The sequence below is a fragment of the Desulfosarcina cetonica JCM 12296 genome, assembly GCF_001311845.1.
GTDB classification, from domain to species: Bacteria; Desulfobacterota; Desulfobacteria; order Desulfobacterales; family Desulfosarcinaceae; genus Desulfosarcina; species Desulfosarcina cetonica.
The window spans coordinates 43823-57656 of sequence record NZ_BBCC01000005.1 but is presented as its reverse complement, the minus strand read 5'-3'; the positions used below and the strand labels follow the sequence as shown (position 1 = coordinate 57656).

General features: G+C 57.6%; 19 protein-coding genes. 7 read left to right on the top strand and 12 right to left on the bottom strand.

Going from position 1 to position 13834, the window contains the following annotated elements; all coding sequences use genetic code 11:
* Positions 1-20: 20 nt before the first annotated feature.
* The 3 genes from JCM12296_RS02180 (at position 21) to JCM12296_RS50045 (ending at position 2266) form a co-directional block, all read left to right on the top strand.
* Positions 21-1574 (top strand): thrombospondin type 3 repeat-containing protein, encoded by a 1554-nt coding sequence (locus JCM12296_RS02180; RefSeq protein WP_054689317.1) that lies wholly within the window; start codon positions 21-23, stop codon positions 1572-1574.
* Positions 1575-1661: 87 nt separating this feature from the next.
* On the top strand, positions 1662-1934 hold the full coding sequence (locus JCM12296_RS02175) for a hypothetical protein (RefSeq protein ID WP_054689316.1): 273 nt from the start codon (positions 1662-1664) through the stop codon (positions 1932-1934).
* Between the two features lie 59 nt (positions 1935-1993).
* Positions 1994-2266 (top strand): VPLPA-CTERM sorting domain-containing protein, encoded by a 273-nt coding sequence (locus JCM12296_RS50045; protein WP_083455724.1) that lies wholly within the window; start codon positions 1994-1996, stop codon positions 2264-2266.
* On the opposite strand, the gene JCM12296_RS41205 is transcribed toward JCM12296_RS50045, so the two are convergent.
* On the bottom strand, positions 2148-2741 hold the full coding sequence (locus tag JCM12296_RS41205; RefSeq protein ID WP_218187936.1) for a hypothetical protein: 594 nt from the start codon (positions 2739-2741) through the stop codon (positions 2148-2150). The genes JCM12296_RS50045 and JCM12296_RS41205 overlap by 119 nt on opposite strands.
* Positions 2742-2842: 101 nt before the next feature.
* Here JCM12296_RS41205 and JCM12296_RS02165 point away from each other — a divergent pair, with 101 nt between their 5' ends.
* From JCM12296_RS02165 to JCM12296_RS39585, 4 genes are all read left to right on the top strand, one after another.
* Positions 2843-3253, top strand: coding sequence for a hypothetical protein (locus JCM12296_RS02165; RefSeq protein ID WP_054689312.1), 411 nt, complete (start codon positions 2843-2845; stop codon positions 3251-3253).
* The gene (locus tag JCM12296_RS02160; protein WP_054689310.1) at positions 3225-3536 is read left to right on the top strand and encodes a thrombospondin type 3 repeat-containing protein; all 312 of its coding nucleotides are present in this window, start codon (positions 3225-3227) and stop codon (positions 3534-3536) included. The genes JCM12296_RS02165 and JCM12296_RS02160 overlap by 29 nt, the downstream gene beginning before the upstream one ends.
* An 82-nt stretch (positions 3537-3618) precedes the next feature.
* Positions 3619-4293: a hypothetical protein gene (locus tag JCM12296_RS39590; RefSeq protein WP_054689308.1), complete on the top strand. Its 675-nt coding sequence runs from the start codon at positions 3619-3621 to the stop codon at positions 4291-4293.
* Positions 4196-5239, top strand: a complete 1044-nt coding sequence (locus tag JCM12296_RS39585; protein WP_306303937.1) for a DUF1573 domain-containing protein — start codon at positions 4196-4198, stop codon at positions 5237-5239. Before JCM12296_RS39590 ends, JCM12296_RS39585 begins: the two co-directional genes overlap by 98 nt.
* A gap of 96 nt (positions 5240-5335) precedes the next feature.
* Here JCM12296_RS39585 and JCM12296_RS02145 read toward each other — a convergent pair whose 3' ends face one another.
* The 11 genes from JCM12296_RS02145 to JCM12296_RS02095 form a co-directional block, all read right to left on the bottom strand.
* Entirely contained in the window at positions 5336-5668 is a 333-nt protein-coding gene (locus tag JCM12296_RS02145) for a hypothetical protein (protein WP_157067307.1), read from the bottom strand.
* On the bottom strand, positions 5649-6722 hold the full coding sequence (locus JCM12296_RS02140; protein ID WP_054689302.1) for a pilus assembly protein TadG-related protein: 1074 nt from the start codon (positions 6720-6722) through the stop codon (positions 5649-5651). Before JCM12296_RS02140 ends, JCM12296_RS02145 begins: the two co-directional genes overlap by 20 nt.
* A 58-nt stretch (positions 6723-6780) precedes the next feature.
* Complete coding sequence (locus JCM12296_RS02135; RefSeq protein WP_054689300.1) at positions 6781-7077, bottom strand: hypothetical protein; 297 nt, start codon at positions 7075-7077, stop codon at positions 6781-6783.
* On the bottom strand, positions 7074-7883 hold the full coding sequence (locus tag JCM12296_RS02130; protein ID WP_054689297.1) for a tetratricopeptide repeat protein: 810 nt from the start codon (positions 7881-7883) through the stop codon (positions 7074-7076). Before JCM12296_RS02130 ends, JCM12296_RS02135 begins: the two co-directional genes overlap by 4 nt.
* The gene (locus JCM12296_RS02125) at positions 7883-8809 is read right to left on the bottom strand and encodes a type II secretion system F family protein (RefSeq protein WP_054689295.1); all 927 of its coding nucleotides are present in this window, start codon (positions 8807-8809) and stop codon (positions 7883-7885) included. The genes JCM12296_RS02130 and JCM12296_RS02125 overlap by 1 nt, the downstream gene beginning before the upstream one ends.
* The gene (locus JCM12296_RS35685) at positions 8806-9309 is read right to left on the bottom strand and encodes a type II secretion system F family protein (protein ID WP_246803922.1); all 504 of its coding nucleotides are present in this window, start codon (positions 9307-9309) and stop codon (positions 8806-8808) included. Before JCM12296_RS35685 ends, JCM12296_RS02125 begins: the two co-directional genes overlap by 4 nt.
* Positions 9306-9764 carry a hypothetical protein gene (locus tag JCM12296_RS43240; RefSeq protein ID WP_054689291.1) on the bottom strand — a complete coding sequence of 153 codons (459 nt, stop codon included), beginning with the start codon at positions 9762-9764 and terminating at the stop codon, positions 9306-9308. The genes JCM12296_RS35685 and JCM12296_RS43240 overlap by 4 nt, the downstream gene beginning before the upstream one ends.
* Entirely contained in the window at positions 9764-11119 is a 1356-nt protein-coding gene (locus JCM12296_RS02110) for a TadA family conjugal transfer-associated ATPase (RefSeq protein WP_054689290.1), read from the bottom strand. The genes JCM12296_RS43240 and JCM12296_RS02110 overlap by 1 nt, the downstream gene beginning before the upstream one ends.
* Before the next feature lie 55 nt (positions 11120-11174).
* Positions 11175-11753 (bottom strand): CpaE/TadZ family protein, encoded by a 579-nt coding sequence (locus tag JCM12296_RS02105; RefSeq protein WP_054689288.1) that lies wholly within the window; start codon positions 11751-11753, stop codon positions 11175-11177.
* Positions 11754-11769: 16 nt separating this feature from the next.
* The gene (locus tag JCM12296_RS02100) at positions 11770-12378 is read right to left on the bottom strand and encodes a CpaE/TadZ family protein (RefSeq protein WP_054689286.1); all 609 of its coding nucleotides are present in this window, start codon (positions 12376-12378) and stop codon (positions 11770-11772) included.
* A 90-nt stretch (positions 12379-12468) separates the two neighbouring features.
* Positions 12469-13830 (bottom strand): type II and III secretion system protein family protein, encoded by a 1362-nt coding sequence (locus JCM12296_RS02095; RefSeq protein WP_054689284.1) that lies wholly within the window; start codon positions 13828-13830, stop codon positions 12469-12471.
* Between the last annotated feature and the right edge of the window lie 4 nt (positions 13831-13834).

Here is a 13834-nt window from a genome sequence, read left to right as displayed (position 1 = left end):
AAGAGTGAAAAGGAGGACCTATGAAACGCATTTTTAAGTGGCTAGGGGTGCTGGCGTTTTGTGTGGCGTCCATGCCCATAGTTGCCGCCGCGCAGGATTTCGATCATTACAATACACCGGCCGGAACGACTGCCGTGGTGGACCTCCCAATCGTCGAGGGCCAATACGTAGGTGCGGGTCCGAGCTGGTTCACGGCCGTCGATTTCTTCCCCGACGGTACCACGGACGTCATTGACGGCCAATTCGAAGCCGTGGGCCGCCTGATCGCCGCTACCGGTAAGAATCTCTACCTGCAACGAACTTATGGCTCCAGCCAGTGGGACTTGGTGGCTACGGTTCCGACAACAATGGACCCCAGCTTCATCCACGTTTCGCCGGACGGCAGCAAGATCGCCCTGGGGATCGGTTACGGTGCCCCTCTGGCAATTATCGACACCCACGTTCTCAGCGTTTCCAATCCGCCGCTTCTTTTCGAGCTGGATGGTGATAACGCGCCCACGAATGTCATCGGCGGCGTCTCTCTTTTTCAACAGGTCGCTTACTATGACGGTGACTGGGCAGACAATCAGTACTTCGTGATCAACGGCGGCATGTGGCCCGACGGATGTGACGAGCCCTATGACGAGGATCCGGATTGCACCTTTGCAAGCGGTGTCGGTGCCATCGACACCGAGGACAACGATCCTTCCACGCACGTAGGTGTACCGCTGATTTTTGGCATTCCTGGTGCTTCCTCGGATGTGGAGGTGGATGGCAACGGCAACCTGATTACCGGCCTGGGATATTACACCTACCCAACGAATCGTACCGGGGAACTGAAGGTGTGGGGGCCATCGGAGTGGGATCCAGTGAGCGGATCGTCGCTCGCGTATGAAGGAAATACCAAGATTGTCGCCAGTAACATTATCAGCGCCGCCTATCTGGGCGAGGATGCCGAGGGCAATTTGCACATCGGCGGTGGTGACGCTTTTGGAACCGGTGGCGTGAGTGAAAACGGCTACGCGGCCTTGATCAGGGCCGGTATCGTCAACGACATTGCCGATGGTACCCGCACCTCGCCGGTAACCGACGGAGACAAGTCCGACAACAGCGAGTATAGGTATTTCGCGCCCGACCCCTGCCAGGATGACTCAGCCACCGGCATACTGTTCGGCAACTGGGGCCGCGGCTTGGCCGTGATGTGGAACCCCACCTATTATGAGACAAACGGTACCTGCTATGGCAGCCCCGGGTCGGCCACTGACTACTGGCTGACGGGCGTCTCACCGCGCCTGACCATCTATTATCCGGATACCGCGCCGGACAGCGATGGCGATGGAATTCCGGATGCTGCGGACAATGCCTACCTCACCCCCAACGCCGGTCAGGAAGATACGGATGGGGATGGATGGGGGAATGCTGCCGATGCGGATTTTGACAATGATGGAATTGTTGGCATCTCCGACTATAATATTTTTAGGTCAGAGTTTTTGGGTACCGACCCTATCGTTGACATGGACTCAGATGGAACCGTCGGTATAAGCGATTACAATAACTTCAGGGGGCGGTGGTTCGAAGATGCTCCATTTTATTAATCAAGATAGTATGCATGGATAGTAAAAAAATATAAGTCGATGCAAATGCATTTCAGAACAAAGTAATAACCAGCCAGTGGAGGAAAAATGAAGAAAATAGAATTTATCATTGTTGGGCTGTTTCTTTCCCTTCTTATAGTTTCACCAATCAACGCAGCATATGTTGATTTAACCATTGATGGGATATCTCTGTCCAATGATGGCGACGTCTATTACCCATCTTCTGGGGAAGTGACAATTGATGTTTGGATTGTTGGTGAAGGGGAGACGTTGTCGAATTACTCTTTTGATATTTTGTACGACATGTCTGAAGGTATTTCGTTTTTAAGCGGAGAAGAAATAGAGCCCAGTGGTGGGTAAGCTTTTCTACATTCGAGAATAGTACTCCTTATGTTCAGGGAATAGAAGCGCTAAATTTTATGTCTTCAGATATAGTCCTTGATGACAGAGTTCAAGTTGCAGCACTTACATTTACCTATGATTTGCAGCTGTTGGTTGATGATGGTTTGCCTGATTTCGAAGCTTTTTATCGATCAGGGCAGGCAATGACATTTGTAGAGGACGGTTTGCCAGTTACTTATCAACCAGAGAGTATAGGGGCTGACCTTGCTGCCGTCCCAGTCCCTGCCGCTGTCTGGCTGCTGGGCTCTGGACTGCTTGGCTTGGTTGGTCTGCGGCGGCATGACCGATAACCATTTGAACTTTTAGAGCTTTGTTTTTGCCTGCCGGGCCGTTCAGGCTGGCAGGTTCACGTTTGGGGGCGGGAGAAGTATTCTTTAGAATGGACAAAACCAAATGTTTGACAACCGTCATGGTCGCTTCCTTACGACGATAACACTTCTGTTGCTGTCCTCCATTTTTTCTCTCCTGGCTGTCCTGGCCGACTGGAAAACCGACGTCGGCTATGTGACGTTGGCTGACGAATTGGGCGACGACCTGCCGGACGGCACGGGCCTGCCTGTTTGTCAGGTGGAGGCCGCGGCCACTGTGGATGATGCATACACATGGATGCCCGATCCAAATAACACTGTTTTTTCCGGCGAAACCCTGAACGACTGTAACGGGGCATCGGATGGTATTTTTTCCAGCCATGCCACCAGCGTGGTCAAACTGTTCTACGGCGATTCCGTCTCCATGGCTTCCGGCATCACCGATATTGATGTCCATAATGCCGGTCACTGGATGTTATACGGATACCTCTATTCCGGCTATTCCCACCAGCCGGCCCAGACTGCCTGCCGCATGGCCAACCATAGAACCATAGCTGGGTGGGATCGGGCCTGGATGACGACACGGAGACGTCGGTTCTGCTGCGACGCCTGGACTGGACCGTGGACCGAGACGAATGCATCCAGACGGTGGGCCTGGTCAACAGTTCCACAATCATGCGTCCCTTGCCGGCATCGGTCTTCAATGTTATTGCCGTGGGTCGTACCGACGGCATCCACAGTCGGGGTTGCTCGGCCGTGGATGACTTATACACGGCCGGACGCACACGCCCCGACCTGGTGGCGCCTATGACTTATACGAGTTCGACCACACCCATTGTGGGTGCGGCCACGGCTTTGTTGATCCAGACCGCACATGGCGATCCGTCGCTCTCCACCGACCCGTTGCAGACCTTGGTCACCAGCCGTACCGAAACGGTGATTGACAACGCCGAACGGGCCGATTGCTGACCGGGATCTCATTCCCGACAACCTGGACAACTGCAAGGCAACGGCGAATATCCTGCAAACCGATTCGGACGGTGACGGCTACGGTAACCCCTGTGATTGCGACGTAGACAACAACGGCCTTGTCGCTGTCGGCGATTACTGGTTTTGGCGTTTGCTGGCCACCATCGATCCCGAATCGTCTCAATGGGATGCTTCCGTGGATTTTAATGGGGATGGGCCGGCAAGTTATGCAGACTACCTGATGCTTATGGGCCGTTACAGGGAAACGGTACCGTTTGAATGATATCCTCAGGTAAAAAGGGTTTGCCTATCCGTTGGTAATCCTGATTTGGCGAACCTGGCAGAACCAAAGGTGAAATAGAATAATGAAGATTACGCAAAAAGCAATCCTGGTTGGTGTGGCGGCTCTCGTGATGGGAGTGTTCGTCGCTTACGTCCATTATTCTTCGAATGATCCGCATCCGGGAGTACCCGTAAAACAGGCACATGAAGAAAACATCTTTCTTCATCCCGTTTCCGGCAAGGTTTCCGAAGCATCACCGATATCGAATTCGGACACCGACGTCGTCGGGCAACCGCAGATTGCAGATGACATCCCGAAAACAGAAACGGGTTACATCCCCCCTGAAAACTCCTGGGCGCGCATTGATCCGATACGGCTGGCCCAGGCCGAATTAGAGCTGGTTAACAACCAAATCTATGAAGATGTGGCTCGCGACACCCTTCCCATTCTTTCCCTCCAGACCCACAACCCGGTCTGGCAGTTGGAGTACGAGGCGTCCCATCCAGAGTTGGCCGATGGCGCCACTGCAGCCCAGAAGCAGGGCACCCTGCCAGCCCAGGAATCGGGTGAATTTGGCAACATTCAACCCGCCGAAGGCGAAATCTGGCTACGCATACCGGTGGACCATTCCACCGAGTATAGGGACATCATGGCTCAAAATGCCGACCTGTACCGGACGGAAACCGGTTATAGTGGAACGGTTACCGTCACCCTTTGGGTCGGTGGTCGGGTCTATCATAGGCAGCAATATGAATAGTCACCGAACGATCCGACGGTTTTGGCTGACCGTGTGCTTCCTTCTTCTAAGCGGTCCGAATCCGATTTTGCCATGTGTTTTGTACGCGGGGGATGATCATCATGCGCCCAGAGTGGAGCTGGCCGAGAGCCGTGTCGATTTGGGAACGGTCCTTGAGGGAGAAACGTTGAACGCCTGCTTTGCCATAGGCAACTCCGGAGGAAAGCCATTGCACATTCACAAAGTCAAGCCCGGATGCAGTTGTACTCGGGTGGACTACCCACTGGAAATCCCCGTCGCCGGGATGAAGGACGTGTGCCTGACGATCGGTACCTCCGGAGTCCATGGGAAGCGAACGTTCAAAGCGGCGTTAAATTGTGATGACCCGGCGCGTCCCGTTATTCTATTACAGGTCAGCGCGCGGATTCAGCCTCTGGTGTCTCTGACACCGGATCGGGTATTCTTCAATGGGTTTGCCGGACAGAACCTCAAGCAGGAGATACTTATCGAAACCCGCTCGAAAAAACCTTTCAGCGTGCACATTGAGTCCCACGACCTTGGTGATAACGTTGCCGTGGGCCTGACGCCTGTCGTGGAGAGCAAACGGTACCGTCTGACCGTGGAGAACCGACGGAAGTCACTGGGTTCATATCGGGGCCGAATCCATTTGCGGAGCGATCATTTGGGCCGGGAACACATCGTGGTGCCGGTGTTTGCCCATTTGATAGCGCCCGTGGAGGCATACCCCTCGCAATTGACGCTTAAGACCGGTCGGTGCCCGGCCTGCCGCGGCAGTGGTCGATTCAAAGGAACGCTGATCATCCGTGCCAACGACGGCAAATCGCTGGAAGTCCTTTTCGTGGGACCGGACCGGACGGATCTGAACTGCAGGATCGACCCCCTGCTTTCCGGCCAGGCGTATCGTCTGCATGTCACTACGTCGCTGCCGATCGTCCCCCACCATTAGCGCTGAACATCAAGATCAATCGTGCCGATTACGGGCCTCTTATCGTTCCACTGCAATTCAAACGTTGATTGCATTTACAGCCAAGGCTGGCATCGTTTACTGTACCACGGGTTCCAGTCGCCCCAAGCGGGTCAGAACCGGCGGACAGGGTGGTCCGAAGCGACTGGCGGCTTCTAAGCTGTTCAGACCCTGACTGCCGATATAAGTGAGGCTGGTGATGTATTTCCCGGTAATGCTGCCGTCGGCAATGACCCTGAATCTTTGTATCCGTTCACCTTCGCCGCCGCCATCATATTGGATGAAATCGCCTCCCGTGCGAAAAACAGTTCCCTCAAAATCGACATCGCCACTGCTAATTGGAAATACTTCAATGTTTTGAGCGGATACGAACAGGACCTGATTTTCGCCTTCACCGCCCACATGAAGCAAGTGACTTACCGATCCGGTACTGGTAGTTTGGTAATTGATGATTTTGATTGAACAGGTGGCCACCAGGGTCAGGTCGGCGATGATGTACGTTTGGGGAGTGGGACGATGTATTCCCGCTATTATTCCAAGGGCCGACTTGCAAAACGGCGTTTGCGGACGATTCTGCATCAAAAAAGATAACTCCGTGCTGACCGGCCGGATCGATATAATAACGGTTATTATCGCTAAAATAAAGAATATTGTCCTGACCGGCCTGATCCGGGGTGTAAACGAGGTCGGCCTTCTGGCGCCATTCATCCATGCAATCGTCGTTTACCGGCTGGACCTCCGTAATTGGATCCATACCGGACCACATGTCGTTACCAGACTCCGCAGTACCCGATTCCCATTGGACTTCCATTCTTTCCCAGAACCAGCTATAGGGAACCACATCCACCGGACAGGACATGATCTGTCCGGCAGCCAGCAACCGGCAGCCATTGAATTCCGGCGCATGGTAAATGCCGCCGCCGGAAGATGCGCTTTGCGGGTACTTGATATTGCCGTTGCTGAAGAAGATCACATCATTCCAAATGCTGTTGTGACCCAGTTGGATTTCTCCATCCTCGTCCAGGCTGACCATATCGATGCGTTTTAGGTAGGCCACTGCTGTACTGCTAATACTTGCATCCTGTCCCATGCCGGTCAACGACAGCGCCTCGCTCCAATAGACCACATGCACGGCGTTGACATATTCGTCGGCCGGCATGTTTTCTTCATTCGCGAAATCTTTGTATTTGGAGAAGTCCGAGTACGCGTCCGTTTCGTCGTAGTATCCAAAATTTACCGTCAGCTCACCCTTATCCCCGGGAATTCCGTTTTCTTCGGCAATTTTCCTGACCACGGCTTCGACATATCCCTGCCCGTTTTCACACAAGGCCACCACCCCCGCCATGGCCGCCGCCTCCACGGCATTCTGATACTGGTTTTTTTTCAGGTAGAGATACCCGGCGTCGATGGTAAAAGCCATGACGCCCAACAGAATGGTCAAGAGCAGTGCGACGACCACGGCCACGCTGCCGGATGGGTGGGGGGAGATGAGTGGGTTCGCATGACTTTTTTACAGCCCGACCCTAATCCAGCCCGCTCAACTGATTGGACGTATTATCCTTCTCCTTTTTCTCTTCGGTCATGGTCTTGAGGTAACGCTTCTTGTAAATCTGATCGGCCAGGTCGCCGGGCATCGTGTCCGCCGGGGTCGGGTCCGACGGCGCGTTTGGGTTGATGGCCTGGGCCGACAGTCCTGCCTCCAGGCAGGCACCGAAATGCGGATCGAGCCGCTGGGGAGGCGCGCTGCAGGCGGAGATCAAGACAACGGCAAGCAGGTCGCATAGAATTGTCCGTAGCCGATTCAGCGGGTTGACTTTCATGGTTGAGGCGTCTCCTTGGCTTTCAGGCGGTTCAGGTTATGCCGGGCCGCGGCCAGATGGGGATCGATGTCCAGGGCCTTTCTGAACATGCCTTGGGCCTGTGACAGATAACCGACCCGTTCATAGATGACCCCCAGATTGTTGCAGGCGGCGGCCGGCGGGAAATGCTTCTCCAGAAATGCCAGGGCGGCTTGGTTCCGCCCCAGTCGTACCAGGCATTCGGCGAGGTTGTTTTTCGCCCGGGTATGATCGGGGGCGATGCGCAGGCATTGCTCGAACCGTGTCAAGGCGGATTTGACCAAACGGGCGCGTATTTCCACTACCCCCAGGTTGTTGAGAAAATCGGGATTGGCTGGGTTCAGGGCGACGGCTTTCTGTATGGCCTTGCGTGCCGCTTCGTATTGCCCGTCCATGCACCAGACGACTCCCAGGCCGTTGTGGCCTGGTGCATATTCGCGATCCGACTGGATGGCCTGCTGGAAACTCTCCCGGGCGCTGGCCCGGTCGCCGGTCTCCCGTTGACACACCCCTTGCAGGTAGTGGGCTTCGGCGGTGTTTTTGTCTGCCTGGATGGCCAGGTCCAGCTGCCGCAGGGCCACGGTATAGTGGTGTTGTTGGATCAGATCGCGGGCCAGGGCCAGGTAGTCGGGTTCGGTCGTGGTCGGCCGCCAGTCCGGCCGGGATTGCGTTTCCAGCGGTCGGACAGCGGCCGTTTCCCGGCCCCAGCGGCCAGCGCAACCGCCGAGGCAGACGGCCATCATCAGCCAGCAGACCCCCACCTGCACGAAAAGGACACCACGGCCCATCAAAAGCCTCCGCCTTGAATACGTTCGTAAATATTGATCAAGGCCGGTCCCATGATGACGATGAACAGGGCCGGCAAAATCAGCAGCACCATGGGAAAGGTGAGCCGGGTAGACATCTTGGCGCCCTGTTCCTCGGCCAGCTGTCTTCTCCGCGTGCGCATGGAACCGATGTGCACCCGCAGGGCCTCGGCGATGTTGGTGCCGAAGCGGATGGATTGCACCAGGACCCCTACCACGCTGGTGAGGCTTTCGACGCCATTGCGTCGCGCCAGATTGTCCAGCACGGCCTTGCGCGGCAGGCCGCTTTGGATCTCCAAGAAGTATTGGCCGAACTCTTCCGACATGACCGGAGACACCCGTTTCAACTCCCGGCTGACCCGGTAGAGGGACAGGTCAAAGTTCAGGCCGGCTTCCAGACAGATCAGCACGAGGTCAAGGGCGTCGGGTAGTTCGCGGAAGATCTCTTTTTGCCGGGATCGGATGCGAATCCGCAGCCAGGCGGCCGGCAGGTAGTAACCGACCGCAAGGGGCAGAAACACCACCACCGCATCGCTCCAGCGCAAATGGCCGGTGATCAGGGCGAAAAACAGATAAAGGCCGCCCAGAATCAGCATGGCTCCGATGCGGAGGCCGAAATAGAGCGTCACGGCCTGGGGACCACGGAAACCGCCGTGGGTCAGCAGTTGCCGGATTTCGGCCACGCTGGACGCGTCCTTGGGAATCGCCGCCCGGCCCAGACGCTGGGCCGTGCGCATCCAGGGCGTCCGCAGCCGATCCACCATGGCCACGGCCTCCCGGGAATTGCCGAACAGCCGGCGGGCCAGGATGGCGCGCCAGTATTTCTCCTCCAGGAAAACATAGGCGCTCATGAATCCGCCGAAAACGAGCAGAAAGACCATGGCGGCGATGATCAGCGGCGGACTCACGTATCGATCCTCGTCATCAACTTCATCACCACAAACCCGGCGGTTTCCAACAAAATCGCGACCAGCAGCATTTTGCGGCCGATGGGATGATTGAAGAGCGTCTGGACATACACCGGCCGGATCATCCAGAAAAAAGCGCCCACGGCGAGTGGCAAAACGCCCAGGATGACCGCCGATGACCGTCCCTCGGCGGTCATGGCGCGAACCTGTCGCTTGAGGGTGTCACGATCGCGGATCAGATCGGAGAGATTGCTCAGTACCCGGGTCAGGTTGCCGCCGGTTTCCCGCTGGATGATAAAGGCCGTGGTCATGAGCTTCACATCGGCCAGCCGGGCGAAACGGGCTTCGAAATTCTGCAGGGCCGCGGTAAAGGGAATCCCCAACGACATCTCCTCGTAGATAGTTTGGATCTCCGTGCCCAGCGGTGCCGGAATGCTTCGTCCGGCTTCCCTGAGGGCGTTGTCCACCGATTGTCCCACCCTGAGGGCGCGCACGATCATGTCCAGGGCATCGGGCATTTGCCGGACCAAGGCTTCGTCCCGCCGGCGTCGGCGGTAAAGCAGGACCGCCAGGGGCAGGCCGATGACCGCCCCCATGGCCAGCAGGGCGCCGATGAAATTGTGCGCCATGGCCAGGATGGCAAAAATCCCGCCAGTCCCAGCAATAGGGCCAGAATCGCCATGCGCTGCGCCGATATGGGAACGTCGGCGGCCATCAGCAGGGTTTCGAGGCGGACCAGGTCCACCATGCCCCATAGCAACCGGCTGTCGGACGGCCTGCTTGGCGCAGCCGCCTTTGACTGCGCCGGCGTCGTGGGAAGCGCTGCCTGGCTTTTCAAGAAAACGCGCAGGTGTTGCCGTTTTTCCCTGCGCCCAATGGCGTTGAAAACCCATTGAAGACCGCCGATCAATGCCAGAACCAGCAGGAAAACGATCGATGCCAGAAAGATGCCCATCAATCCACCTGAACGGATCGGGAAAACAGCCCTTCGGGTAGGGCCCGTCCGTGGGAGCGGATATGGTCGCTGAAAAGAGAGGCTTTGCCCGTGCCCTTGAAACACCCCAGGACGCGGCCGCGGTCATCGACCCCTTCCTGGACGAAGGCCACCAGGGGCACCACCGCCACGGTTTCATCCGCCATGCCGTGGACTTCGGAGATGGACATAACCCGCCGGCTGCCATCCGGCAGGCGGGCCAGCTGCACGATGAGGTGGATGGCACTGGCAATCAATCCCCGCAGGGCGCGTTCGGAAAACAGGGCCGTGCCCATGCCGGCCATGACCTCCATGCGCGACAGGGCGTCCTTGGGAGTGTTGGCGTGAATGGTGCTCATGGAACCGGGGTGACCGGTGTTCATGGCCTGGAGCATGTCCATCACCTCGGCGCCGCGGGCCTCGCCCACGATAATGCGGTCGGGGCGCATGCGCAGGCTGTTTTTCACCAGGTCGGTCAGGGTCACCTCGCCCCGTCCTTCGATGTTGGGCGGCCGTGATTCCAATCCCACCACGTGGGGCTGGTTGAGCCGCAGCTCGGCGCTGTCCTCGATGGTGACGATGCGCTCGGCAAGCGGAATGTAACCGGAAAGGACGTTGAGCAGCGTGGTTTTTCCAGCGCCGGTGCCGCCGGAGATGAGAATGTTGAGTTTGGTCCGCACGGCGGCCTTCAGGAAGGCGTTCATCTCGTCGGTAAGGGCCAGGCTGTCGAGCAGTTGGTCGATGGTCACCGGATGGCGGCCGAATTTGCGGATGGAGACCACCGGTCCCACCAGGGCCAGGGGAGGGATGATGACGTTGACCCGGCTGCCGTCGGGAAGCCGGGCGTCCACCATGGGCGAGGATTCATCTACCCGCCGCCCAACCGCCGAAACGATGCGGTCGATGACCTGCATGAGGTGATCGTCGTCCCGGAACTGGACGTCGGTTTTTTCCAATATCCCCCGTCGCTCCACGAAGACCTGATCATGACCGTTGACCAGGATGTCCTGCACGGTCTCGTCCTGAACCAGCCCTTCGATGGGCCCCAGCCCCAGGATTTCGTCCATCAGGTCGGCGATCAGGTCGGCGCGTTCCTTCTGGTTCAGCGGCAGGTGATGGGCCGTGGTGATCTGTTCCAGGCTGGCGCGGATCGAACCGGTCAGGGCCTCCTTGGGCAGTTCGGTCAGTGAGGCGAAGTCGAGCTGCTCGACCAGCCGGAAGTGCACCTGGGTCTTCAGCCGGTTGTAAGTGGGCCGGTCCAGCGTGGCGCGGGCCTGGATTTTGTCCCGGTAGTCGGCCCAGGAGACATCGGATTTCAGGCGTTCACTGAGTTTCATGACGTGGTGGTTGAATGGGTTTGTTGGTTCAATTTGTTGATTCCGCCAAGATCGTTCATCGATTACCGTTTATTATCCAGTGAAACCAACCCGTTCGCGCTGCGGGCGGCGTCATCCCCAGGAGCCGGGCAGCCAGCGCATACAGATCGTGGGTAATTCGACGGCGTTGATGGGCGACGCCCAACGGTTCGCCTTTGCGGGCGGCGCGGGTCAGGGCCGGCCAGTCATTGGCCACCGTGGCCAGAAGGGGTTGCTTGAGCACCATTTCCACGTCCTCCGGTTGCAGAACACTGCTTTTGGTCAAGCGGTTGAGCAAAAAGGCCATGCGGTCGTCCCCGTAATTCAGCTCCTGAAAGAAATTGAGCACCTGCTGGGCGCTCTTGACCGATACCAGGTCGGGCTCCACCAGGAGCATCAGGCGGTCCGACGCCTCCGCGGCCGCCAGGGTCCGTTCGGAAAAATCATGGGGCAGATCAACGACGATGTGGGAAAAATAGCGCTTGAGAAGCTTGATCATGGCACTGATCTGGTCCCGGTGGATCCTTTCGGCATCGCTGATCACCGCCGGTGAGGGCAGGATATAAAACCCCCTGGCGTGACGATGCAGGGAGGAGAAAAGCAGGTTTTCGTCCATGCGCGCCAGTCCCGGATCAGATCGAAGGGAGTGACGTCGGGATGGATGTTGACCAGGCGCCCACATCACCCAGATAGAGGTTGAGATCCAGCAAAAGGACGCGGCCGCCGGTCAACAGCTGGATCTGGTCGGCCAGGTTGACACTCAGAGTGGTGACCCCCTGGCCACCCTTGAGGCTGAAGAGCGCGTAGACGAAACCATTGCGGCCTTCGGTGGCCTGGCGGCCCAGGGCGTGTTGCAACGCCGAGAGGAAACCGTCGCCACCGTCCGTGCCGGGAATGATGACATCCAGGACACCCAGCCGCAGGCCCTGGAGGATCAGGTCGGGATCCTTGCGATCGGCCACGATGAAGACGCCGAGACCGGGACGGGACCGGCGCAGCTGACGGACCAGGGCCATGCCGTCGTCGATTTGGTCACCCGTGATATGCACGAAACAGATTTTGGCATCGTTATGCTCAAGGGATTGGAGCATCTCCTGGATCGACGCGATGGCGGCTTCGATGCGGCAGATCGGTTGAACCGCCCGTTCGATATCCTGAGCCAGGGTTTCATCCCGGGTATACACCAGGCCGCTGATGCGGCCATTGGCCTCCGGCGGCGGTATGGGGGTGTTACTTGGCAAATCCGCTGCCTCCGATCATCTCGGGTGCCGTCGCTGCCTGGCCGGCTGTGGTTTCAGTCGCTTTGGCAGGTTGCCGACCGTCATCCGGCTTCACCGCGGTCCGGTTCTTAAGAAAAAAATCCGCGTCGCCGACCACGCCCATCTCTCCTTCTCCCGGCAGCCGGGGAACTTCGTCCGGGTTGAGGGCCTCACCAGGCGCGGGGTGACGATGATCATCAGTTCGGTTTCCTTTTTTTCGAATTCTTTACTGGTGAACAGACTGCCCAGGTAGGGGATATCACCGAGGAAAGGGATTTTGCTGCTGACGGTGGACAAATCCTCCTGGAGCAGACCGGCCATGACGAAGGTCTGGCCGTCCTTGAGCTGGAGGGTGGTGGAGCCCCGTCGCGTTTTGAGTCCGGGGACGCTGACCCCGCCGGAGGTCACCGCCAGAGAGTAATCCACATTGCTGATCTCCGGCTCCACCTGGATGGTGATGGTTTCCGGTGCCACCACCATGGGCGTGAAGCGCAGCATGATGCCGAAGGTCTTGTAGTCGATGCTGGTCTGGCCATCGTTCGACTCCATGGGTACGGGGAACTCGCCACCCACCAGGAAGCTGGCCTCCTGGCCACTCATGGTGACCAGGGTGGGGCTGGCCAGCAGGCGGGCTAGGTTTTGCTGCTTGAGCACACTGAGAATACCGAAAAAGTCATCGTTCAGGGAATGGATCGCCAACTGGAAGGCCGAGGAAAAGGGCGATGAGAGCTCCAGAGTCGAGTCCACATAGCGCGCCGCCACGTCATCCAGCTTAACGGCCGTTGAATAGCCATCGGCACCGCCGGAATTGAAAAGCCCGATGGACCAGTCCCGGTTGGTGAGGAATCCCAATCCCATCTGCTTGAGGCCGCTGCGCGAGACCTCGGCGATGCGTACCGAGAGTTGCACCTGCTGGGAGCCGCGGATCCGGATCAGGTTGGTAAAAGCCTTCACATGGCTGGAAACCACCTTGAGCACCGTATCCAGGGTCTCCGGCCCGTCCACGTCACCGAAAAGCATGAGTCCGCCGGGACCTTGGCGGATATGGATGTCAGCCTCCGGAACAATGGCGTGGAGGGTCTCCTGGATGGTGCGAATCAGATCGCCCGCGACGAATACCCGGATTTCGAACACCTCGATGGTTTCATCATCGTACCAGACGATCAGATTGGTGGTGCCGAGTTTCTGCTTGGTGATCAACAGGATCTGGCTGGGGGTGACCAGATGATAATCGGCGATTTCCGGGTCGGCGATGGAAATCCGGGTAATGGGACGTTCCGTCCGTTTGACCAACGATTTGTGTAGCTCGATGTCAATGCGGCAACGGGCCGGATCATTCTTGCTGCAGGGGTCCGCATGCAGAACGCCGGGGCATGTGAGCAAGAGAACGACGATCAGTATCCCTATCCGATTCAGTTTGATAGACGTGCACATCCGT

Coding starts and splice junctions, on each gene's coding strand:
- JCM12296_RS43240 (WP_054689291.1), bottom strand. CDS start 9,764: ATGGGCATCTTTCTGGCATCGATCGTTTTCCTGCTGGTTCTGGCATTG.
- JCM12296_RS02105 (WP_054689288.1), bottom strand. CDS start 11,753: ATGGACGAAAACCTGCTTTTCTCCTCCCTGCATCGTCACGCCAGGGGG.
- JCM12296_RS50045 (WP_083455724.1), top strand. CDS start 1,994: ATGTCTTCAGATATAGTCCTTGATGACAGAGTTCAAGTTGCAGCACTT.
- JCM12296_RS02095 (WP_054689284.1), bottom strand. CDS start 13,830: ATGTGCACGTCTATCAAACTGAATCGGATAGGGATACTGATCGTCGTT.
- JCM12296_RS02180 (WP_054689317.1), top strand. CDS start 21: ATGAAACGCATTTTTAAGTGGCTAGGGGTGCTGGCGTTTTGTGTGGCG.
- JCM12296_RS39590 (WP_054689308.1), top strand. CDS start 3,619: ATGAAGATTACGCAAAAAGCAATCCTGGTTGGTGTGGCGGCTCTCGTG.
- JCM12296_RS02135 (WP_054689300.1), bottom strand. CDS start 7,077: ATGAAAGTCAACCCGCTGAATCGGCTACGGACAATTCTATGCGACCTG.
- JCM12296_RS35685 (WP_246803922.1), bottom strand. CDS start 9,309: ATGATCGTGCGCGCCCTCAGGGTGGGACAATCGGTGGACAACGCCCTC.
- JCM12296_RS02130 (WP_054689297.1), bottom strand. CDS start 7,883: ATGGGCCGTGGTGTCCTTTTCGTGCAGGTGGGGGTCTGCTGGCTGATG.
- JCM12296_RS02110 (WP_054689290.1), bottom strand. CDS start 11,119: ATGAAACTCAGTGAACGCCTGAAATCCGATGTCTCCTGGGCCGACTAC.
- JCM12296_RS02175 (WP_054689316.1), top strand. CDS start 1,662: ATGAAGAAAATAGAATTTATCATTGTTGGGCTGTTTCTTTCCCTTCTT.
- JCM12296_RS39585 (WP_306303937.1), top strand. CDS start 4,196: ATGCCGACCTGTACCGGACGGAAACCGGTTATAGTGGAACGGTTACCG.
- JCM12296_RS41205 (WP_218187936.1), bottom strand. CDS start 2,741: ATGGACATCAATATCGGTGATGCCGGAAGCCATGGAGACGGAATCGCC.